This is a genomic window from Haloactinopolyspora alba (assembly GCF_003014555.1).
GTDB lineage: Bacteria > Actinomycetota > Actinomycetes > Jiangellales > Jiangellaceae > Haloactinopolyspora > Haloactinopolyspora alba.
In genome coordinates, this window is sequence record NZ_PYGE01000008.1 from 42,653 (window position 1) to 64,427 (window position 21,775).

19 protein-coding genes and 1 pseudogene are annotated in these 21,775 nt (G+C 70.6%); 6 read left to right on the forward strand and 14 right to left on the reverse strand.

Going from position 1 to position 21,775, the window contains the following annotated elements:
• Nucleotides 1-393 precede the first annotated feature (393 nt).
• The 5 genes from CLV30_RS12445 to CLV30_RS12465 all read right to left on the reverse strand — a co-directional run bounded on the left by CLV30_RS12445 (nt 394) and on the right by CLV30_RS12465 (nt 5,659).
• Nucleotides 394-1,176, reverse strand: coding sequence for an ABC transporter ATP-binding protein (locus CLV30_RS12445; protein ID WP_106537679.1), 783 nt, complete (start codon nt 1,174-1,176; stop codon nt 394-396).
• A 10-nt stretch (nt 1,177-1,186) separates the two neighbouring features.
• Nucleotides 1,187-2,062, reverse strand: a complete 876-nt coding sequence (locus tag CLV30_RS12450) for an ABC transporter permease (RefSeq protein WP_106537549.1) — start codon at nt 2,060-2,062, stop codon at nt 1,187-1,189.
• 117 nt (nt 2,063-2,179) lie between these two features.
• On the reverse strand, nt 2,180-3,313 hold the full coding sequence (locus tag CLV30_RS12455) for a glycosyltransferase family 2 protein (RefSeq protein WP_211300053.1): 1,134 nt from the start codon (nt 3,311-3,313) through the stop codon (nt 2,180-2,182).
• Between the two features lie 65 nt (nt 3,314-3,378).
• A complete protein-coding gene (locus tag CLV30_RS12460; protein WP_106537550.1) occupies nt 3,379-4,941 on the reverse strand; it encodes an LCP family glycopolymer transferase in 1,563 nt (520 codons plus the stop codon).
• Nucleotides 4,942-5,158: 217 nt separating this feature from the next.
• Nucleotides 5,159-5,659, reverse strand: coding sequence for an acyl-CoA thioesterase (locus CLV30_RS12465; protein ID WP_106537551.1), 501 nt, complete (start codon nt 5,657-5,659; stop codon nt 5,159-5,161).
• Between the two features lie 92 nt (nt 5,660-5,751).
• On the opposite strand from CLV30_RS12465, the gene CLV30_RS12470 reads away from it, so the two are divergent.
• Nucleotides 5,752-7,011, forward strand: coding sequence for an LCP family protein (locus CLV30_RS12470; protein WP_205740669.1), 1,260 nt, complete (start codon nt 5,752-5,754; stop codon nt 7,009-7,011).
• A 240-nt stretch (nt 7,012-7,251) separates the two neighbouring features.
• Here CLV30_RS12470 and CLV30_RS12475 read toward each other — a convergent pair whose 3' ends face one another.
• Complete coding sequence (locus CLV30_RS12475) at nt 7,252-8,568, reverse strand: UDP-glucose dehydrogenase family protein (protein WP_205740670.1); 1,317 nt, start codon at nt 8,566-8,568, stop codon at nt 7,252-7,254.
• A 119-nt stretch (nt 8,569-8,687) separates the two neighbouring features.
• Between CLV30_RS12475 and CLV30_RS12480 the strand changes: the two genes are divergently transcribed.
• Nucleotides 8,688-9,857, forward strand: coding sequence for an acyl-CoA dehydrogenase family protein (locus CLV30_RS12480; RefSeq protein WP_106537552.1), 1,170 nt, complete (start codon nt 8,688-8,690; stop codon nt 9,855-9,857).
• Between the two features lie 370 nt (nt 9,858-10,227).
• Nucleotides 10,228-10,872, forward strand: a complete 645-nt coding sequence (locus CLV30_RS12485) for a GNAT family N-acetyltransferase (RefSeq protein ID WP_106537553.1) — start codon at nt 10,228-10,230, stop codon at nt 10,870-10,872.
• Nucleotides 10,873-10,889: 17 nt separating this feature from the next.
• Here CLV30_RS12485 and CLV30_RS12490 read toward each other — a convergent pair whose 3' ends face one another.
• Complete coding sequence (locus CLV30_RS12490) at nt 10,890-11,837, reverse strand: alpha/beta hydrolase family protein (protein WP_106537554.1); 948 nt, start codon at nt 11,835-11,837, stop codon at nt 10,890-10,892.
• 140 nt (nt 11,838-11,977) lie between these two features.
• On the opposite strand from CLV30_RS12490, the gene CLV30_RS12495 reads away from it, so the two are divergent.
• Entirely contained in the window at nt 11,978-12,568 is a 591-nt protein-coding gene (locus CLV30_RS12495; protein WP_106537555.1) for a TetR/AcrR family transcriptional regulator, read from the forward strand.
• A 159-nt stretch (nt 12,569-12,727) separates the two neighbouring features.
• Here the strand turns inward: CLV30_RS12495 and CLV30_RS12500 are convergent.
• Together CLV30_RS12500 and CLV30_RS26455 are read right to left on the reverse strand one after the other, a co-directional pair.
• Nucleotides 12,728-13,534: pseudogene (locus CLV30_RS12500) on the reverse strand (glycosyltransferase family 2 protein); the annotation flags it as partial.
• 80 nt (nt 13,535-13,614) lie between these two features.
• Nucleotides 13,615-13,764, reverse strand: a complete 150-nt coding sequence (locus CLV30_RS26455) for a hypothetical protein (protein ID WP_165358538.1) — start codon at nt 13,762-13,764, stop codon at nt 13,615-13,617.
• Between the two features lie 197 nt (nt 13,765-13,961).
• Here CLV30_RS26455 and CLV30_RS12505 point away from each other — a divergent pair, with 197 nt between their 5' ends.
• Both CLV30_RS12505 and CLV30_RS12510 read left to right on the forward strand, forming a co-directional pair.
• Nucleotides 13,962-15,005 carry a zinc-binding dehydrogenase gene (locus tag CLV30_RS12505; protein ID WP_106537557.1) on the forward strand — a complete coding sequence of 348 codons (1,044 nt, stop codon included), beginning with the start codon at nt 13,962-13,964 and terminating at the stop codon, nt 15,003-15,005.
• A 15-nt stretch (nt 15,006-15,020) separates the two neighbouring features.
• On the forward strand, nt 15,021-15,491 hold the full coding sequence (locus CLV30_RS12510; RefSeq protein ID WP_106537558.1) for a MarR family winged helix-turn-helix transcriptional regulator: 471 nt from the start codon (nt 15,021-15,023) through the stop codon (nt 15,489-15,491).
• 43 nt (nt 15,492-15,534) lie between these two features.
• On the opposite strand, the gene CLV30_RS12515 is transcribed toward CLV30_RS12510, so the two are convergent.
• The 5 genes from CLV30_RS12515 to CLV30_RS12535 form a co-directional block, all read right to left on the reverse strand.
• The gene (locus CLV30_RS12515; protein ID WP_106537559.1) at nt 15,535-17,019 is read right to left on the reverse strand and encodes a glycoside hydrolase family 3 protein; all 1,485 of its coding nucleotides are present in this window, start codon (nt 17,017-17,019) and stop codon (nt 15,535-15,537) included.
• A 1-nt stretch (nt 17,020) separates the two neighbouring features.
• Nucleotides 17,021-17,893: a carbohydrate ABC transporter permease gene (locus tag CLV30_RS12520; protein WP_106537683.1), complete on the reverse strand. Its 873-nt coding sequence runs from the start codon at nt 17,891-17,893 to the stop codon at nt 17,021-17,023.
• A 32-nt stretch (nt 17,894-17,925) separates the two neighbouring features.
• Nucleotides 17,926-18,882, reverse strand: coding sequence for a carbohydrate ABC transporter permease (locus CLV30_RS12525; protein ID WP_106537560.1), 957 nt, complete (start codon nt 18,880-18,882; stop codon nt 17,926-17,928).
• A gap of 4 nt (nt 18,883-18,886) precedes the next feature.
• A complete protein-coding gene (locus CLV30_RS12530) occupies nt 18,887-20,191 on the reverse strand; it encodes an extracellular solute-binding protein (RefSeq protein ID WP_205740672.1) in 1,305 nt (434 codons plus the stop codon).
• A gap of 370 nt (nt 20,192-20,561) precedes the next feature.
• Complete coding sequence (locus tag CLV30_RS12535; RefSeq protein WP_106537562.1) at nt 20,562-21,686, reverse strand: ROK family transcriptional regulator; 1,125 nt, start codon at nt 21,684-21,686, stop codon at nt 20,562-20,564.
• Nucleotides 21,687-21,775 lie beyond the last annotated feature (89 nt).

Genomic DNA, 21,775 nt, shown 5'->3' on the forward strand with positions numbered 1-21,775 from the left:
TCACGCGTCACTCCTGTCCCGCACAACCCAGATGGTCCGTTTGTCCGACAGATGTGCCGGTTCGGTCCACGCATGAGCGGAAGCACACCGGGGTAGCCACGGCCCCTCGGGCGCCGGGGAACAACGGGGAGACAAGAGCCGGCGCCGCGCCGCCACGCACTCGTCGGACGCGGTCACGTGCCACACGGCGCGACAGGGGCCACGCACGCCGTCCACAGCCGGACGTGCAAGTTCGGCTCGCCGTCGTGGCCAGGATCGCTTCAGTAGCCGGGCTCGCCGTAGTGGCCGGGTTTCACGTCACGAGGCTTTCGCACGCGTCACGAGGCCTGCAGGGGTGGTGACGCAGGGAATTCCATGCGGGACGTGATCATTCCCGGGGAGGGAGGGTGAGGGTTAGAAGTCCTCCATCGAGTAGGCGTCCTCGCCGAACTTGAGGAACTTTCGGTACTCGGCGATGACCTCCTTCGGCTCGCCGTGCATCATCAGCCGGCCGTTGTGCATCCACACCGCGTCGTTGCACATGTCCTTGACGCTTCTGAGCGCATGGCTGACCAGGAACATCGTGCGCGCGTTGGCGGCGAGATCCTTCATCTTCGCCGCGGCCTTCTGCTTGAACGTGGCGTCGCCGGCGGACAGTGCCTCGTCGATGAGCAGGATGTCCGGGTCCATGTGTACGGCGACCGAGAACGCCAGTCGCTGGAACATGCCGGAGGAGTAGGTGCGCATCGGCATGTCGATGAACTCGCCCAGTTCGGCGAACTCGGCGATGTCCTCGTACCGCTCGTGGATCTCCTCGCGCGTCAGACCGCCCGCGAGCCCGCCGAGGATGACGTTGTCGCGGCCGGTGAGCTGATTGTTGAAGCCGACGCCGAGCGCGAGGAGGGTACTCACCCGACCATCCACCTCGATCCGGCCCTGGCTGGGCGGCAGAATGCCCGCGATCATCCGCATCAGCGTGGACTTGCCGGCGCCGTTCGCGCCGATGATGCCGACCGCGTTGCCGTGCGGCACCTCGAAGGAGACGTCCTGGACCGCCTCGACCTCCTTGACCGCCCGCTCACCTCGGCCCAGCCGCACCAACGCGGTCTTGAACGTCGGTGTCCGCTCGAACGTCGTGCGGTAGGTCAAGGAGACGTTCTCGACCTTGACGGCCGTGGCTACCGAATACTCGCTCACGGCCTGCACCTCAGAGACGGACGACAAACTCGCGCTCCTTCGACATGAAGAACAGCACACCGGTCACGATGGCGACCAGCGACCACGCCGCGCTGAAGATCAGCATGGGCGTGTCCGGCATGGAGGTGCGGACGAGGCTTTCGCTCCATCCTCCCAGCATCGAATACAACGGGTTGAGATACAGCAGCCAAGCCACATCGCCGAGCACCTCTTGTATTCGTGCCTGCCCTTCCCACGGGTACCACAGGATCGGCGAGGTGTAGAGCCAGAGCCGGACCATGTAGGGCAGGAAGCTCGCCGTGTCCCGGAAGTACACCTGCGCCGTGGCGAAGATCATTCCCATCCCGGCGCCGAACAAGGTCAGGGTGAGCACGAAGTACGGGGCCAGCAGCATCGTCCAGTCCCACGCCTGACCAGTCGCGATGTGCAGGACGAGGTACACGCCGAGGGTCGGCAGAAACCGGAAGAAGGCGGTACGGACCTCGGTCAACGGCAGCAGCAGCCGGGGGAACGACGTGTTCATCAGCAGTTTGCCGCCGCCGGTCACGCTGGACGCCCCGCTGCGCAGGATTCCGCCGAAGTACGTGAATGCGAATATGGACGCGACCAGATGAGCCAGGAAGTCCGAGTCGGCGGTGCCGCGGATGATGAACACCAGCGTGAAGTAGACCATCGCCAGCAGCAGCGGGTTGAGCACCAGCCAGATCTGGCCGAACACCGTCAGCGTGTTGGCCGCCCGCATGGATGTGCGCGACAGCTCGCGGATGAACTCGCGGCGCTGCCACAACGCACGGAAGTACTTGCCAAACCGTGGCAAGCCTGCCCGATGCGGCTCGTAGACGTGCGTCGACGAGGTGAAGTCCTCGTCGAGACGTGTGGCGTTCATGGGAGTTGAGCCTTTCTACTGCTGCCGTCGCTCGGGCCGCACACGGTTCCGCAGCCGGACCGGGTCAAGGGTAGACGACACGGCGCCGAATCCTCGCACCGACGGGCATGACCGTCCTCACTCCGCCGCCCCCTGCCAGCGTATCCGTGCAGGTCGGCGCTTTGCGCCCCGCGGTCCGGTGAGGAAGCCGACACCCCACGTCAGGTGCATCGTCGCGAGGACGGGCGGCAACCACGCGCGCGAGCGCACCGGCAGCCCACGACCGACGGCGAGCCCTGCCGCCAGCACCCCGGCGGCGTACCCGGCGGGAGCGAGCCAGCCGAGCGCGAGCCAGGCGGGAGCGCCCAGTGCCGCAGCCAGCCCGGTCACCGTGCCGCCGGCGACCGCGACCGTCACCACGGGGGCGGCCAGGTACCGCACCCCGGCCGTATCCGGGTAGCGGCGTACGACCTCGCGCCGCCACTGCCCGGTGGTGAGGAACTGCCGCGCCAGCGAACGCAGGTCCGGCCGGGGCCGGTAACTGACGGTGAGTTCGGGCGTGAACCAGACGGTGTGCCCGGCGGCACGGATGCGGTGGTTGAGTTCCCAGTCCTGGGCGCGCTGGAAGTGCTCGTCGAAGCCGCCCAGCGTGTCCAGCACGTCCCGGCGGAACGACCCTAGATAGACGGTGTCGGCCGGCCCCGCGCCGCCGCCCACGTGGAACCGCCCGCCACCGAGGCCGGCCCGCGACGTGTACGCCCGCGCCACGGCACGTTCGAAGTCGGTCTGCCCTTCGGCGTGCATGATGCCGCCGACGTTGGCCGCGCCCGTGCGCTCCAGCGTCTCGACCGCGGTACGCACGTACCCGTCCGACAGCACGCCGTGCCCGTCGACCCGGACGATGATGGGGTGCGAGGCGGCGCCGAGCGCGGCGTTGAGTCCGGCGGGGGTCCGGGCGGCGGGGTTCCTGACCGTGCGCACCCGCGGGTCGGCCGCGGCGATGTCGTGTGCGATCCGCTCCGTGCGGTCGGTCGACGGCCCGAGGGCGAGCACGAGCTCGACCTCGCCCGGGTAGTCCTGGGCCATCACGCCGGAGACCGCTTCGGCCAGGTGCCGCTCCTCGTTGAGCACCGGCATGATGACCGAGACGGCCGGCCAGGCGCCGTCGGATGCGGCAGGGCCCGGCCGCGCGGCGTCCGTTGCGGCGTTCCGGTCGGGATCCGTCTCGGCGTTCTCGGCGGCGTTCATGTCGGCGTTCTCGGCGGCGTTCATGTCGGCGAGAACATTACCCGCACCGAGATCACGCGATCGGCCACCCGCCGCGAATCGTCCGCTGCTCACTCGTACGAGCACACCGAGGAGACGCCGACCGGCTCGGACGCGTCCGAGCCCGAACCCTCTTCACCGCCGCTTCCGGCGTCGACGTCAGCGCCCTCGCCGGTGGCGTCGCCGTCCCCGGAACCGTCCGGCGAGGACGCGGAATTACCGTCGCCCGCGGCGCCGTCGCCCGCGGCGCCGTCGCCCGCCGACCCGGAGCCTCCGGATCCGTTCCCGTCACCGGTCTCGACGGCGCCGTCCAGGAACGCCTGCGTCTCGGCGGCGATCAGGTCGAAGTCGGGGTCGGCCGGCGCGATCAACGGCGGCACGAACTGCAGCGCCGTCATCTCCTGGTCCTTGGCCTTCAGACCGAGGTCGACAAGGTTGGTGAGGTCCTCGCGCGGGATGTCCGTGGTGATCATCGTCTTCGACGCCTCGGCGAGGTCGAGGAAGTTCGCCAGCAGGGTGCCCGGCTTCGCCTCCTTCAGCAACGCGCCGAGGACGCACCGCTGCCGGGCCATCCGGGCGTAGTCCGACGACCCCTCGCGGGACCGCGCGTACCACAGCGCGTGGTAGCCGTCAAGCTCCTGCAGGCCCGGCTCGAGAACGCGGCCCTTCTCGCCGATGGGCAACTCCTCCTCGACCCGGATGGTGATGCCGCCGATGGCGTTGATGATGTCGCGGAATCCGTCGAGGTCCACGGCGACGTAGTAGTGCACCGGGAGCCCGAGCGTCCCCTCGACGGCCTGCTTCACCGCCGTCGGCCCGGGGCCCGACGGCCCGGGGAACATGTCGGGGTGCTCCTCGCCGTACGTCCAGGTGGCGTTGAGCATGTAGTCGGAGCGCTCGCCCTCGCCGCTGAACCCGTCCGGGAACTGCTCGTCCGCCGGTGTGCCGTCGGGGAACCGCGCCTTCTCGAGGTTGCGGGGCAGGCTGATCACGGCGGGTTCGCCGGTGCGCACGTCGACCGAGACGAGGTTGATGCTGTCCGGGCGGACCCCGACCCGTCCGTCGCCGGCGTCCGCTCCGAGCAGCAGGATGTTCAGCCGCCCGTCACTGGCCGCGGCGACCTCTCCGGACGGGAACATCGCCACGACGGCGTCGTGTGCGGCCGTGGCGTACCGCGCGGCGACGACGAAGGGGGTCGCGACCATCGCGGCCAGCGCGAGCGTCGAGCCGACCATGATGAGCCGGTGCTTCTGGTTCAGCCCGGGCGGATGCCCGAGCCGCCAGGCGTCGACCAGCAGGCCGACCCAGCAGGCCGCGGCCCCGAAAGCCAGGATCTTGAAGGTGGTCAGCAGCCAGGGCCGCACCGCGAGCGTCGCCAGGTCCTCCAACGGCACCAGCCAGAGCACGAGCAGCGTCACCGCCGCCAGACCCGCCGCCGTCCAAAGAGCGATCTTGCCCGTCTTGCGGTGACCGGCGATGAACTGGGCACAACCCGGCGCGACGACGGACAGCCCGACGAGCGTCAACGACCGGCGGAACCGGGCCGCCTCCTCACGCTCGGCCCGCAGCGCGGCCGCCGGCCGGCGTCTGGCCGGCTGCCGCCGGGGACCCGGCGGCCTGGCCGCAGTACCCATGCACGTCCCCCACGATGCGTCGTCCGCGCGGGCGCCCCCGTAGCGCTCGCGTCGCCAGTATCACCGCCGAGGTCCGTGATCGCGTCTGCGGCACGCCGGACACCGCACGTCTCGTCCGTCACAACAGTCACACAGAACGCCGGATACCGCCACGTTGAACGACAAGGCGGGACATGGACGGAACCCGCGCACGGGTCGCCGCCACCGGACCGCGCCCTCAACTCTCCCGGGAGTGCTGGATCGCCTGCCGGCGCGCCAGACGGTGCGTCCGCCGGATCTCCGCCTCTGCGAAGCGCCTGCGGTCCTCCTCGGTCTCGGGCAGCACCGGCGGGACCGCACGCGGCGTACCGTCCTCGTTCAACGCCACGAACACCAGGTACGCGGTCGCCACCGCGGTGGGCGGGCGGACCTCGTTCCACGGCTCGGCCACCACACGGACGCCGACCTCCATCGAGGTCCGGCCGGTCCAGTTGACCCGGCCGTGAGCGTGCACGAGGTTGCCCACGTGCACCGGTTCGAGGAACGTCATCTCGTCCATCGTCGCGGTGACGGCCGGCCCGCCGCAGTGCCGCTGCGCGACCGCGCCGGCGACGTCGTCCACCAGCTTCATGACCACGCCACCGTGCACCGTGCCGAGCAGGTTCGTGTCCAGCGCGGTCATGATTCTCGAAAGGCTCGTCTGCGCCGCCGACGTGGGCCTGCCCTCGGGTGTCGTCATCGGGGTCAGCGTAGGCCAGGCGGGCGCCGCGCCGCCGGGACACGACCGCGTGCGAGGCACGAATCACCCGCGCCCCGGTATCGTCTTTGATGATGACGCGACCAGACGGCCCCGACGCACCTCCCCCGCCACCGGGTGAGGACGAGCACGGCGTCCAGGTACGGCGGACCACCTACCGATCGGGCCACGTGCCCGGCGTGTCGTACCGCGGCGGGCAGGCACACAGCCCTCGCGAGGACGACACCCCGGTCCCGCCCGCACAGGACGCGGCCGCCGCGTCCCCCCGCGGCACCAGCGTCATGCCGTCCGACGACGGCACCGACGCCGGTGCCGGCGCCCCGCCGGCGGAACCGCCCCCGCGCCGCCGCGGCGGCGACGAGCCGCCGAAGAAGCCGAAGCGCCGCAGGTCCGGCTTCGTCCGGTTCCTGCGCTGGCTCCTCATCATCCTGCTGGTCATCGTCATCGCGCTGCTGGTGCTGGCGTGGTACGTCTGGGGCCGCATCGACAAGGTCGACGCCATCCCGGACGACCACGGCGACGCACGCTCCGACGGCCAGGTGATTCTCCTGGTCGGCTCGGACAGTCGCGAGGAGCTCTCGGAGGGCGAGCAGTCCGAGCTGGGGACCGGCGACGCCTCGGGCCAGCGCACCGACACCATCATGCTGCTGCACGTGCCCGGCGACGGCGCACGGCCGGCCTTGATCAGCGTTCCGCGCGACTCCCTCGTCGACATCCCGGACGAGGGCGAGAACCGGGTCAACGCCGCCTTCGCCTTCGGCGGGGCGCCGCTGCTGGTCGAGACGCTGGAGCAGAACACGGGCGTCGCCATCGACGACTACGTGCAGATCGGCTTCGGCGGCTTCGCCGAGATCGTCGACGCGCTGGGCGGCGTCGAGATGTGCCTCGACGAGCCCGTCCAGGACGAGAAGGCGCACATCGACCTGCCTGCCGGGTGCCAGCAGCTGGAGGGCGCCCAGGCCCTCGGCTACGCCCGGGCCCGGCATTTCGACGGCGGATCCGACCTCGGCAGGGTGGAGCGTCAGCGTGAGCTCATCTCGTCGATCTCGGACAAGGCGCTGTCGGCCGGCACCCTGCTGAACCCGCTCGAGCTCGCCCGCACGTCGCTGGCAGGCGGCGACGCGCTCGTTCTGGACGAGGACACCGGCCCGTTCGACATGCTCAACTTCGTGCGCGCCATCGGAGCGGTGTCCAGCGGTTCCGGCGACACGCTCACCGTCCCGCTCGGGCGTGTCGGCAACACAGTCGACTGGGACGAGGAGCAGGCGGGCCGGCTGTGGACGGCGCTCCGTGACGGCACCGACATCCCCCAGGAGCTCCTCGAAGAGGAATGACCCGGACCCGCCGCGGGCGTGGACGGCTCCGCGCCCGGACGCGGGGGCGGCCCAGGCGGGACCGTCAGGGCTCGGCTCCGGGCATCGGCGAGCGAGGAACGAACGAACCGCGGGCGAAGACGGGCCCGCACGCGGCGGACGGCCCAGGTGGGGCCGTCAGGGTTCGGTCGGGCATCGGCGAGCGAGGAACGAGCGAGCCGCGGGCGAAGACGGGCCCACCTGGGCCGTCCGCCCGACCCGTTACGGCCGACCGAGGCCGTGGTACGTCCAGCCGGCCGTCCGCCACGCCCGCGCGTCCAGGCAGTTGCGCCCGTCCACGACCGCGCGTGCGCTGACCACCTCGGCCAGCTCGACCGGGTCGATCCGACGGTACTCGGGCCACTCGGTCAGGTGCAGCACGACATGGGCGCCACGGCACGCGTCGGTGACGGTGTCGGCGTACTCGAGCGTGGGATAGACCTGGCGCGCGTTCGCCATGGCCCGCGGGTCGTGGACCGCGACGTGCGCTCCCTCGAGGTGCAACTGCCCGGCCACGGACAGCGCCGGCGAGTCGCGCACGTCGTCCGACTGGGGTTTGAACGCGGCGCCCAGCACAGCGACCCTGCGGCCGGCCACGCTGCCGCCGGCCAGCTCGCGGGCGAGCTCGGCCACTCGCTCACGCCGGCGCAGGTTGATCGCGTCGATCTCGCCGAGGAAGCTCAGCGCGTGCGGAGCGCCGAGCTCACCCGCACGCGCCATGAACGCCCGGATGTCCTTCGGCAGGCAGCCACCGCCGAAGCCGAGACCGGCGTTGAGGAACTTGCGGCCGATGCGTTCGTCGTACCCGATGGCGTCGGCGAGCTTCGTCACGTCGGCCTCGGTGATCTCTGCCAGCTCAGCCATCGCGTTGATGAACGAGATCTTCGTCGCCAGGAAAGCGTTCGCCGCCGACTTGACCAGCTCGGCGGTGGCCAGGTCGGCGGTGACCACCGGGGTGCCGTCCGCGATGGCCGACGCGTACACGGAGCGCAGCTGCTGCTCGGCCTCGTCTGAGCTGACCCCGAACACGAGCCGGTCCGGGCGCAGCGTGTCCTCGACCGCGAAGCCTTCGCGCAGGAACTCCGGGTTCCAGGCCAGCTCGGCGCCGGACCCGATCGGCGCCAGCTTGACCAGCCGCTCGGCCAGCGGCACCGCCGTACCGACCGGGACCGTCGACTTGCCGACGACCAGGCATGGGCGTTCCAGGTGCGGCGCGAGCGCGTCGACGGCGGCATGGACGTAGGTCATGTCCGCCGCGAGCCCGTCGTGGCGCTGCGGTGTTCCCACGCACAGGAAGTGCACGTCCGCGTCGGCCGCCTCGGAGATGTCGGTGGTGAACCTGACCTGCCCCGACTCGGCGTGTTTGAGCAGCAGCTCGTCCAGGCCGGGCTCGTAGATCGGCGCCTCGCCGCGCGCCAACGCCGCGATCTTCGCCTCGTCGACGTCGACCGCGACGACGCTGTAGCCCAGTTCGGCCATCCCGACGGCGTGGACCGCACCGAGGTAACCGGTGCCGATGACGGAGATGCGCAGGGACACGACCCATTCCTTTGCTCAGACTGGCGAGAACACGGATGAGGGTACAAGCGCGCGCGTGTGCACCGCCACGGCCGGGCCGGGGTTGCCCCCTGCGCACTACTGGTGAGTAGCATCAGTCCATGGACGTCGACTTCGAGCCGTACCGGCTGTCCGAGGACCACGAGGCCATCCGCGCGGCCGTCCGGGAGCTGTGCACTGACAAGGTCGCGCCGCACGCCGCCGACATCGACGAGGCCAGCCGGTTCCCGCAGGAGTCGTACGACGCGCTGCGCGCCTCGGACTTCCACGCCCCGCACCTGCCCGAGGCCTACGGCGGCGCAGGCGCGGACGCGCTCGCCACCTGCCTCGTGATCGAGGAGGTCGCCCGCGCCTGCGCCTCGACGTCGCTCATCCCGGCGGTGAACAAGCTCGGCACCATGCCGCTGCTGCTGGCGGCCTCCGACGACCTCAAGGCGCGGTACCTGCCCGCGGTGGCCCGCGGCGAGGCGATGTTCTCGTACGGGCTGTCCGAACGAGAGGCCGGCTCGGACACCGCGTCCATGAGCACCCGCGCGGTCCGCGACGGCGACGACTGGGTGCTCGACGGGCAGAAGTCCTGGATCACCAACGCCGGCGTGTCGCGGTACTACACCGTGATGGCCGTCACCGATCCGGAGGCCGGATCGCGCGGCATCAGCGCTTTCGTGGTCGAGGACGGCGACGACGGCTTCACGTACAGCGCTCCGGAACGCAAGCTCGGCATCAAGGGGTCTCCGACGCGTGAGCTTCTTTTCGACCACTGCCGCATCCCCGGCGACCGGATCGTGGGCGAGCCCGGGCAGGGCTTGCGGATCGCGCTGCAGACGCTCGACCACACGCGCGTCACCATCGGCGCGCAGGCCGTCGGCATCGCCAGCGGTGCGCTCGCCGCGGCGACGGCGTACGTCCAGGAGCGCCAGCAGTTCGGCCGGCCGATCTCGGACTTCCAGGGCGTGCAGTTCATGCTGGCGGACATGGCGATGAGCATCGAGGCCGCCCGGCAGATGGTCTACCGCGCAGCGGCGGCGAGCGAGCGGGACGAGCCGCAGCTGTCGTTCCTCGGCGCGGCGGCCAAGTGTTACGCCTCCGACGTCGCGATGCAGGTCACCACCGATGCGGTCCAGCTGTTCGGCGGGTCCGGCTACACCCGCGACTACCCCGTCGAGCGGATGATGCGCGACGCCAAGATCACCCAGATCTACGAGGGCACCAACCAGATCCAGCGCCTCGTCATGGCCCGCCAACTGCTCAACGGACACGTCACCTTCTGAGCCTTCGCAACCGTCGTCGAACCCACGCCGTAGGTCGGCGGTCGCGCGTGCTCACGAGCTCCGACGTCAGATGAACACGAGCGCCACCACGGCAGCCGCCAGCAGGACGAACACGACGACGCGGCCCGCCCACGACTTCGGCAACCGGGACGACCGTTTCGAGGGAAAGGTCTCTCGCTCTGCCATGAACGCACGCGCGTTCCGCTCGTCCTTTGTCCGGAACATATGCCCGTTGCCACCAGTCATAGGGCACCTCCGAGTAGCCAGCCTAATCACCCGAGGGCGGTATGTGCACCGCGTCCGAGCCACATTCCGCACCGGCGACGGAATCCGTTTGCGCATCCGGTGCGCCGCCTGAAGGATTCCGGATGTGATCCACGATCTCTGGCCCACCTTCAGACTCACGATCTCGACTCCGCGGCTTCGGCTGCGACTGCCCAGGGAGGCCGAGCTGGGCGGGCTCGCGGAACTGGCCGGCCGCGGGATACACGACCCGTCCGAGCGCCCCTTCCTCACACCCTGGACGGACGGCACCGCAGCCGACCGGATCCGCATCGTGTTGCAGTCGCACTGGGACGAGCTTTCGACGTGGGAGGTCGACGACTGGAGTCTCGGACTGGGCGTCTTCGCCACGTCCGGCGAGCCTCTCGGCATGGTGACCCTTCGCGCCAAGGACTTCCCGGTGGTGCACGAAGTGGCGACGACGTCGTGGCTGGGCCTCGAGCACCACGGACAGGGGCTCGGAACCGAAGCTCGCCGGGGCCTGCTCACGCTCGCGTTCGATCATCTGGGCGCCGAAGCCGCCCGGACCGAGGTCTTCCAGGACAACCACGCTTCCCAGGGGGTGTCCCGCAAGCTCGGATACGAACACGACGGAATCTCGCGCGATGCGAGAGGATCCGAGGTGCTGATCTCGGATCGGCTTCGGCTGACCCGCTCACGCTGGGCGGACGTGCCGCACACCGACGTCGTGGTCGACGGTGTCGACGCGTGCCGGCACATGTTCGCCGGCTGACCACCCCGTCCAGTCACCTATTTGGACTCGATCCGCCCGGGTGGATCGGCGCTCTCCGACAACGCCTTGCGTGCCGCGGACCAGCCGAGGTCTTCGATGTCGAGTACGTGGCGCAGGTAGGCCCAGGTGAGCCGCTGGATCATGCTGACCCGTCCGGGGTCCTCGTCCGTCGTCTCCTTGACGTCGTAGCCGGCGATTCCGCCGAGCGAGTGCTCTGCCCCGAACACGGTGAGCAGGCTCTTGTCGCCGGGACTGAGGAAGTACGGCTCGGTGATCCAGCCCGGTCCGCGGACCGTCAGCGGGAGCTCGTCCCGGTCCCCCGCGATCACGAGCGCCGGCGTGGTCATGTCCGCGAAGTCCGGCGCCTTCAGCCATGGGAAGTTCTCGGTCGCGTACGGCGTCAGGTGGTCCCCGCCGGATCCGGCGGTGGCGAGCAGCAGCCCCGCCTTGACGCGTGAGTCGGACAGGTCCGCCGACGTCCCGCTCTCCGGGTCGAGGACGCGCATGCCCAGCAGAATGCCCGCCGTCTGGCCGCCGAAGGAGTGTCCGGCCGCCGCGATGCGGCTTCGATCGAGGCGCCCGCCGAGACCGGGAACGGCGGCTTCCAGGACGTCGAGTTCATCGAGGACGCGCTTCATGTCCTCGACGCGCAACCGCCAGAGCCGCGGAATGCGCGGATCGTCCGCGGCGAGGCCCACGGTCCTCGAGTCGAGATGCGTGGGCTGGATCACCACGAAGCCGTGAGCCGCCCAGAAGTCGGCCAGCGGGCCGTAGCCGTCCAACGACGAGCCGAAGCCGTGCGAGAAGACGACGACGGGCAGTCCGTGCCCACTCGTGGGCGCGGACACCCGCACCCGCAGGTCCTCACCACGGCCCGGCACCGGCAGCACCACCGGCTTCACCGAGACGACCGGTGTGGACGGGCCGACGGGCACGTCCGCGGTCGCCGTGTCTGTGTCGATCATCGGACGAGGTTCCTCTCGATTGGTCGTTGCATCCCGGGTCTGGCATCATTCGATAGAAGCGGGACACTGTCCCGCTTGACGATACGGGACACTGTCCCGTTTAGCAACGCCGGGAGTGGCGGAGAGAAAGGTCAGACGCGGTGAACGACAGTGATCCGGCCCCGGACCGCACGGCCCGGCCCAAGCGCGCCGACGCGCGCCGGAACGAGGAGACCCTGCTGGACGCAGCCGCCGCGGTCTTCGTCAGTTCGGGCGTCGAGGCTCCGATACGTGACATCGCGGCCGAGGCGGGCGTCGGGACGGCCACGATCTACCGTCACTTTCCGACGCGAGCGGATCTCATCATCGCCGTCTACCGGCACCAGGTCGAGGCCCTCGCCGAGGCGGGCCCGACCCTGCTGGCCACCAGCGAGACCCCGTACGCCGCACTGGGGCGATGGATCGATCTCTTCGTCGATTTCGTGGTCACCAAACAAGGGCTCGCCGCCGTGCTGCAGTCCGACGATCCCTGTTTCGACCCTCTGCACGCCTACTTCCTCGATCGGCTCGTGCCCGTGTGCACCGAACTGCTCGACGCAGCGACCGAATCCGGCGAGATCCGCGCCGATCTGGACGCCTACGAGCTCATGCGCGGCGTCGGGGGTATCTGCGCGGGCGGCGGCACGAATCTTCGCTACGACGCGCGCCGACTGGTCCGGCTCCTCGTCACGGGGCTGCACGTATGCCCGTGATCACAAACGTGCCCCGACCAGCTCAGTCGATGTTGTCGCGTTGACCGCCTGAGCGTAAGCAGTTGCTTCCTGTGTCACCCCCTCGAAATGCGGCCACGATCCTGTCCGTCGCGCTCTGAGCCGTCCTCGCCGGACTCGACGTCCCTGCGATCGAAGCGCTCAGGCGTCGGCCAGGACCGGGACCGGCCGACCCCGGTATCGGCCGCGAACCTGCGCGCCGCGCGTGCCCCAGCTGTTCGAGCGGAGCCTGAACAGGGCATGGATCATGGCCGGCCGCAGGACCACGAGATGGACGGCGACGAGCACGGGCGTGCCGAGCAGCCACGTGAGCCACCGCTCCCGCGCGAGCATGTGCGGCCGGCCGACGGCGTATTTGAGGTTGAGCAGCCAGCACGCCACCGTCCAGTAGGCCAGGAACTGCCACCTGACCTCCTGGCCGAGCAACGGCGCCGCGACCAGCGTCCATGCCAGGGACGCGGGGACGACGACGGACAGGATGAGGTGGAAACAAGCCCACAGCATCGGCCCGGTCGGCAGGTTGGCGACCTCCCACCGGGTGTAGTGCCAGTGTGACGACGACCAGCGGATGCGCTGGCGATAGAGCCCCTTGACGCTGGCGGGCATGTCGGTGTGCACCACCGCTTCCGGCACCGAGACGACCTTTCCGCGGAGCTGGGCGTAGTGCGTCAACCGGCGGTCGTCACCCTGGACCATCGCGGACGCGGTGTAGTCGTCGAGATTGTCCAGCACGACGTCGGCGCGGTAGATCGAGAGCGCACCCGAGCAGGTGGTGAGGCTGCCCATCCGGGAGCGTGCGGCCCGGTAGGTCAAGCAGATCGAGGCGATCTCCAGGTCGATCACTCTGGGCAGCCACGTGGATCGGTTACGAGTCAGCGGGAGCCCGGTGGCGGCTCGGACATCCTGGTCGGACATCGCCTGAAGCAAGCGCTGCACGGCGAACGCCGCCTCGACGTCGTCGAACTGACCGACGTCGCCACGGCACTAGGGGTCGGACTGACCGACATCCTCGATCGCGCCGGCATCCGTCACCGCTGATCACCCCCTCCGTCGGCAAGCTCACCCAGGGCGCGGCGAGCATCCCGCAGAGCGGCCAGCGCACCCGCCAGGTGCTCGCACGCGTCGTCCACCTCGGCCAGGATCGGCCCGAGGTTCTCAGGTACGTCCGGTTGCTCCACTGCACTCACCCCCCGTCACGCCCGGAACACTGCCGACAACCCCGGACACAACGCCACGAATCGGTCGGCACGACCCGTCCGCCTACACGCCGGCTCGACACCGACGCCGGGCGCGTCAGACGATTTAGATGTTGCGGCATGTATGTCACAACGTTTAGTGTTGCGACATCTAAATACCCACGTCGACGGAGGCAGCCGTGTACACGTCCCAGGACCGGCGGATCCACCACCGCAACGTCGTCGTCGGCCGCTTCGGCGGGGCCGAGCAGCTCCATCTGTCCGAGACCGTCAGCCCGGAACCACCTCCGGGACACACCCGGGTCCGCGTGCTCGCCGCCGGCGTCGGACTCACCGACGTGATGGCCCGCGACGGCGACTACATCCTGCAGCGCAAGACCCCGTTCACACCCGGCTACGAGCTCGCCGGCGAGGTCGTCGACCACGGCTCCGGGACCGGCGCCGCCGCGGCGGCGCTCCCACCCGGAACCACCGTCGCCGCCGCGCTGACGGCGATGGGCGCCTACGCCGAGTACGTCACGGTGCCGACGTGGCTGCTCGTTCCGCTGCCGGACGGGCTCGACCCCGTCGCCGCGGCGGGCGTGCCCCTGGACCACCTGACGGCGGTCAGCGTGCTGGACACCCATGCACGGGTCGAGGCCGGCGACCGGGTGCTCATCCAGGGCGCCAGCGGCGGCGTCGGCAGCGCCCTGAGCCGGCTGGGACGGCTGCGCGGCCTGCGGATGTACGGAACCGCGTCCGCGCCCGGCAGTGCGGACCGGCTCGCCGCCAACGGCGTCACCTTCATCGACTACCGGAGCCAGGACGTCGAGGCCACCGTGCGGGCGTTCGAGCCGGACGGACTCGACGCGGTCTTCGACCATCTCGGCGGGCAGAGCCTGCGGACCGGGTACCGGCTGCTCGGCCGCGGCGGGGTCCTGGTCAGCTACGCCTTCGCCGGACGTCCCGGGCACATGGTCGCCGACACGGTCCGCGGAGCGGCCCGGGTCACGCTGATGGGCCTGCGGCCCGGCCGGCGCACCGCCCTCACCATGGTTCCGAAGCAGATCCGCACCGACCACGACTGGTACCGCACGAACCTGCGACGCCTTCTCGAGCTGGCAGCCCGCGGCGAGATCGACGCGGCCCCGGCCGCGACGTTCCCGCTGGCCGACGCGGCACACGCGCACGCCGCACTCGAAAGCCGCGACATCTCGGGCAAGATCGTCCTGACGACCGACTGACACCATGGGAGCACGATGAACGACGTCGAGGAGCTTCGGTACCTGATCCTGGCGCTGCAGCGCGAAGGCAACCGACGGTTCGCTGCGGGCCTGCGTCCGCTCGACCTGACCCCTGCCCAGGGCGAGGCTCTCTCGTTGATCGCCACCCACGAGCCGATGACGCTGAACGGTCTCGGTGGCCTCCTGGTCTGCGACTCGGGCACGAACCCGAGCCGCATCGTCGACCGGCTAGCTGCCAGCGGTCTGGTCGAACGCGAGACCGACCCGGACGACCGCCGGCAGGTCCGGCTGACGGTGACGCCGCTCGGCCGTGATCGGGCCGCGCAGGTGCACGCTGTGGAGGACGAACTCGACGGGATGCTCGCCGAGCTCGTCGGAGACCAGCCGACGGAACCGGCACTGACGCTTCTGCGCAGTATGGCGGCGCACTTCCCGGCCGGACGCGCCCTGCAGCGGCGGCAGCAGCTCACCGCGCACTCCCCATGATCATCGGCACTTACCTGCCGTATGAGCGGCAAAGTGCCGATGATCATGGGGAATCGGCGGCCAGCAGGTCCGCGGCGGCCTCGGCGGTGACCCTGGACGCGCCGTGCGCCAGCACGTACCGCTCCCCCAGCACCTCGGCGGGCGTGTCCACACCGTGGTCGACGACCACCAGACCCGGCCGCTCCGCGCGCAGCCGGGAGACGGCGTCGACCTGCCACGGCTCGCGCCGCACCCCGCGCACGGCCACCACCACCGGCCGGTCCGGATGGGCGGCCACGGCACGCCGGACGTCCGGGCCGTCCGCGGTCACCGGCACGACCACCGTCCCGGCCACCCGCGCCGCCAGCGACGTGCCCACACCCCACGGGATCCGCCCGGCGGCGAAGGACAGCCGCTCCTGCAGCTCCAGCACCAGCGGCGAGCCGCCGAGGGCCACGTCACCGTGCGCCACGACCACCCGGCCGGCGGCCGTCGCCGCCGCGCCCCGGGCCAGCGGCGCGGGTGTCACGTCGCCGAGCCGGCGCCGCAGCGACCGGACCCGCGAGGCCGCCTCGGCCAGCCGGCGCTCAGGGAGACGCCCGGACCGGACCGCGTCGACCAGCGCCGTCACCATCGACTCGATCAGTTCCGGGCCGGTCGTGTCACCGCCGACGCACAACGCGTCCACCCCGGCCGACAGCGCCAGCACCGCCCCCTCGGCGTGCCCCACGGTGCGGCTGATGGCGTGCATGTCGAGGCCGTCGGTCATGACCACGCCGTCGTAACCCAGCTCGTCGCGGAGCACCCCGGTGATCACCGCGGGCGACAACGTGGCCGGCACGTCGTCCAGCGCCGGGACCCGGATGTGCGCCGTCATCACGACACCGGCACCGGCCTTGACCGCCGCCTCGAACGGGGGCAGCTCCCGCCCGCGGACGACGTCCAGCGGCTCGTCCAGCACCGGCACCGTCACATGGCTGTCCTCGGTGGTGCCGCCGTGCCCGGGGAAGTGCTTCGCGGTCGCCGCGACACCCTGGCTCTGTTGCCCGGTGACGAACGCGGCCACGTGCCTGGCCACCAGGTCGGCGTCGAACCCGAACGAACGCACGCCGATGACGGGGTTGTGCCGGTTGGCGTCGACGTCGGCGACCGGCGCGAAGTTCAGGTCCACCCCGCAGGCGCGCAGCCTGGACCCGAGCTCGGCAGCCACCTGCTCGGTCGCCGCCGGGTCGTCCAGGACCCCCAGCGCGGCGTTGCCCGGCAGCGACGACCCGTGCGCGACGTCCAGCCTGGTGACGTCGCCGCCCTCCTCGTCGACCGCGACCAGCAGGTCCGGGCCGGCGGCGTGCAGCGCGTCGGTGAGCGCGGCGACCCCGGCGTCACCGCGGTCGGGGTCGATGTTGCGGCCGAACAGGACGACGCCGCCCAGCCCTTCGGCGGCCATCCGGGCCAGCCACGCCGGCGGCGCGGTCCGCCCCTCGAACCCGGGGAACAGCGTCGCGAGTGCCAGACCGCGCAGGCGCGCGGGGTCGTGCCGGATGTGCGTCATGTCAGCCCTTCACCGCCCCCGACACCAGACCCGAGGTCATCCGGTGCTGGACGAACAGGAAGAAGATCATCACCGGTACGGCGATCAGTACGGAGCCCGCCATGATACCGGCCCAGTCACTGGCCCGGTTCGCCTCGGTGAACGTCCGCAGCCACAGCGGCAACGTCATCTGCTCCGGCCGGGTCATGATCACCAGTGCCAGCGTGAACTCGTTCCACGCCTGCAGGAACGCGTACACGCCGCTGGCGACCAGGCCCGGCGCGAGCAGCGGCAGCGTGATCCGGAAGAACGCCTGCGCGGGGCTGCACCCGTCCACCAGCGCGGCCTCCTCCAGCTCGCGCGGCACACCGTTCACGAACCCGCGCAGCATCCAGATGGTGAACGGGACGACGGCCGCGACGTACAGCAGCGACAGCCCGGCGACGCTGTTCAGCAGCTGCCACCCTTCGAGCAGCTTGAACTGCGAGATGAACAGCCCCTCCGCCGGGATCATCTGCACGATGAGCACCGCCAGCACGAAGCTCTTGCGGCCGCGGAACCGGAAGCGGGACAGCGCGAGCGCCGCCAGGAAGGCGAACAGCAGCGCCGCACCCACGGTCAGCAGGGTGACGGCCAGGCTGATCCGCAGGGTGCTGAGGAAGTCGCTGTCGAAGACCCGCGCGTACGCCGACAACGTGCCGCCGACCGGCACGAACGTCGGCGTCTCGCCGCGGATCCGGTTGATCGGGAGGAACGAGCTGTTGATCATCCAGTAGACCGGGAACGTCCACACCGCCGCGAGAACGAGGGCCAGGAGGTCGTAACCCCGACGGCGCCGCCGGCGCGGACGCACGGGGCGCCGGCCCGCGCCGGGTGCGGCCGGGCGTCCCGGCATGTCGGTGCGCTCTTCCACGGTGGTCGGCGTGCTCACAGGTCCTCCTCACGAACCAGGACACGGACGTAGTACAGGCTCAGCGCGACCGTGATCAGCAGCACGAACCATGACGCGGCCGCCGCCAGCCCGAACCTGCCCTCACCCAGGCCGAGCCGGTAGATGTAGGTGCCGATGAGGTTGGTGTCGCCGGTGATGCCACCGGCGTCCTGAAGCACGAAGATCTGCGTGAACACCTTGAGATCCCAGATGATCTGCAGCAGGCCGACGATCAGCAGCACCGGCCGGACCAGCGGGACGGTGACGGCGCGGAACCGCTGCCACGCCGTCGACCCGTCGATCTGCGCCGCCTCGTAGAGCTCGCCCGGCACCTGGGTGAGCCCCGCGTACACCGCGAAGGCGACGAACGGCACGCTCATCCACACCACGACGATCGTGGCCACCACGAAGAACGACAGCTGGTCGATCAGCCACGAATGGCCCGCGAACCCCTCCAGGCCGAGCCGGACCAGCACCCAGTTGACGACGCCGTACTGCGAGTCGAACAGCCACTGCCACACGGTCAGCGACGCCAGGTGCGGCATCGCCCACGCCAGCAGCAGCCCGATCTGCAGCACCAGCCGCGGCCCGCGCCCGATCACCGTCATCAGCACCGCCAGCGCGGTTCCGACGACCATCGTGACGGCGGCGTTGGCCAGGCAGAACGCGATCGACCGTGCGACGACGACCCACAGGTACGAGTCCGTCACCAGCTCGCGGTAGTTCTGCAGCCCGATCCATCGCGGGGGTTGCCCGAACTGCTGCGCCAGGCCGTACTCCTGGAAGGACATGACGGCCTGCCGGAACAGCGGGTACCCGAGCGCCGCCGCCAGCACCAGTAGGACCGGCACCAGGAGCAGGTACGGCGTCCACCGGCGGCGGCCCCGACGGCCGGGACTGGTGCCCCGGCGGCGTTCGGGAACGTCGGGCGCCGCCACGCGCACGTCCGACATCGCGTCAGTCGTTCAGCTGCTCGGTGATGGCGACGTCGGCCTCCGCGGCGAGCTGCTCGATGTCACCGCCGTTCGCGATCCCGACGAACAGGTCCTCGAGGATGCGTGCCCCCTCGACCGTCGCCCAGCCGGCCGCGGGCGGGGTGAGCTTCGCGTTGCTGACGGCGTCGATCGCGGCGCGCGCGAACTGGTCGTCACCGAGGCCTTCGGCCAGGGACACCTTCGCCGGAGTCAGGCCGTTCTCCGCGTACTGGCGCTGGAACTCGTCGCTGAGCATGAGCTCGACGAGGTTCCGGGCAAGCTCCTGGTTCGGCGAGTTGGCCGAGACCGCGATGTTCGAGCCGCCGAGCAGCACGGGCGCCGGCTCACCGTTGGAGCTGGGGAGGGCGAAGACGCCGACGTTCGGCACCATCTTCGGGCAGCCGATCTCCTCGTTGTCGATGCTCCCGATCATCCAGCCGGGCCGCAGCATCATGCCGATGTCACCGGCGCAGAACGGCACGTGCGCGTCCGCCTCGTTGCCGTCCTTGGGCGCACCGGAGGCCTCGGTGAACAGCCGCTGCACCAGCTCGAGACCTTCTTGCGACTCCGGGGTGGACAGTGCGCCGGACCACTGGCCGTCCTCGTTGACGGCGAACGCGCCGCCGGCGTCCCAGAGGAACGCGGCGCCGTCGCGCCAGTCCTGCCCCGGGAGCCAGAACCCGGAGAAGTTCTTGTTGCCGGCGTTGTCCTGCTTGAGAGTGACGGCGGCGTCGACGAACTGTTCCATCGTCGTGGGGACCTCGAGCCCGGACTCGGCGAACAGATCCTTGCGATAGAAGACGTAGGCCGAGCCCGCGTAGAGCGGAACGGCATAGGCCTTGCCGTCCACGCTGCCGGCGTTGACGAACGCGGGCAGCAGGTCGGTGCCACCGAGCTCGGGAACCATGTCGGAGATGTCGCTGAACGCCCCGGCGGTGGTGAACGTCGGTGCCTGAGTGTTGCCGACCTCCACGACGTCGGGCGTCTCGGACTCGCTGCCCAGCGACGTGGTGAGCCGGTCGACGAGGCCCTCCCACTGCTGCTCCTCGATGGTCAGCGTGGAGCCCGGGTTCTGCTTCTCGAACTCGGTGACCAGCCACTCGCGCATCGAGTCGGGCGTGTCGGGGCCGTTGAGCCACAGCCGGATGTCGGCGGGCTCCGGAGTTCCCCCGTCGCCGTCGGCGTTGGCCCCGGCGCTTTCGGTGTCGTTCTCGGCGTCGCCGCCACACGCGCTCAGCGCGAGCGCCGCGGCGGCGACGAGGGCAGTGGCGAGGCGGACTCTGTACACGGCGATCCTCCTGAGAACGGTGGGCATCCTGCCTACTGACAAGTTTCCTTCCAGTAATGGTCACCACTGTAAGGTTTGTTATCAGTCTTGCCGGTCACAGTTCCGTAACGAGACGTGTACCGTCGGACGATCAGGTGACGAGACGTGCAGCGCCCCCGCTGAATCGCCCCCATGCGGTCACCTGATCATCTCCACAAAATGGACACGAAACGATCAGGTGACCGCATGACGCCCTCAGGAGCCGATCCGTCACCTGATCGCCCCACGGCGTGGCCAACGCCAGCCTGAACCGCGCGAACGAAGGTGAGCTGGTCCGGGACCTGTCCACCGGCGACGATCCACAGGCGGGGGCCACGACAGCAGCAGCCGGTCAGTCGACCGTGAACAGCTCGTCGCGAGCCTGTTCCACCGCCCGGATGACGGCGCCGCGCAACACCGGGCCGTCAGCCACAGCCGTCGGCGCCACCTGCGGGTGCACGGGCGCGATGTGCCGGACGGCTTCGGCGACCATCGCGCACAGCCGCTCGCCGCCGGCCGCGCCGACCTCGCCCGTGACCACCACCAGCGCCGGGTCGACGACCGCACAGACCGACGCCACGCCCAGGGCCAGCCGCTCGACCAGCTCGTGCAGGAACCCCTCGGCGGCGTCTCCCCCGGCGAGAGCCGCCGCGACGGCCGCGGCCGCCCCGTCGGCGACGATGCCGTGCCGCGCGGCCAGCTCGGCGACCGCGCCGGCGCCGACCAGCGCCTGGAACGCGCCCTTCGCGGGCCGGTCCACGTCAGCGCGCGACGGGACTCCCGGCATCGGCAGGTACCCGATCTCGCCCGCGGCTCCGGTCGCGCCGCGATGCAGGTGGCCGCTGAGCACGACGGCGAGGCCGACGCCGCGCCCCACCCACAGCAGCACCATGTCGTCCACGTCGCGGGCCGCCCCCACCTCGCGCTCGGCCACGGCCGCGAGATTGACGTCGTTGTCGAACGTCACGCCACACCCGAGGTCGGCGGCGAGCGCCTGGCGCAGGCCACGATGCCACCCCGGCAGGTCGAAGGAGAGTTCGATGTCGCCGGTCTCGGGGTCCACGACACCCGGCATGCCGATCACGACGGCGTCGACGGCGTCGGCCACGACACCGCCCTCGCGCGCGACCGCGACGGTCGTGTCGTGGATGAGCTGCTTCGGGTCCGCCGACCCGCCCACGGCGCGTTCCACCCGGCCGACCACCGTGCCGGTGACGTCGGCCGCGGCGGCCGTGACCCGGTCCGGGCGCAGCTCGACGCCGACGCTGTACGAGCAGTCCGGCCGCAGCCCGTACAGCTCGGCGCTCGGACCGCGGCCGGTCGAGCGGCTCCCCACGACCTCCACCAGGCTCCGTTCCTGCAACCGAGCGAGCAACTGGGACGCGGTCACCTTCGACAGGCCGGTACGCTTGCCGAGCTCCACGCGGGTCATCGGTCCCTCGTGCAGCAGCAGGTCGAGCGCGCTGCGGTCGTTCATGGCACGCAGCAGGCTCGGGGTGCCAGGTCGTCGCGACACGTCAGACCCCCATTGGTAAGAGTCCTTCTGGAAAGAATTGCCAGTACCGT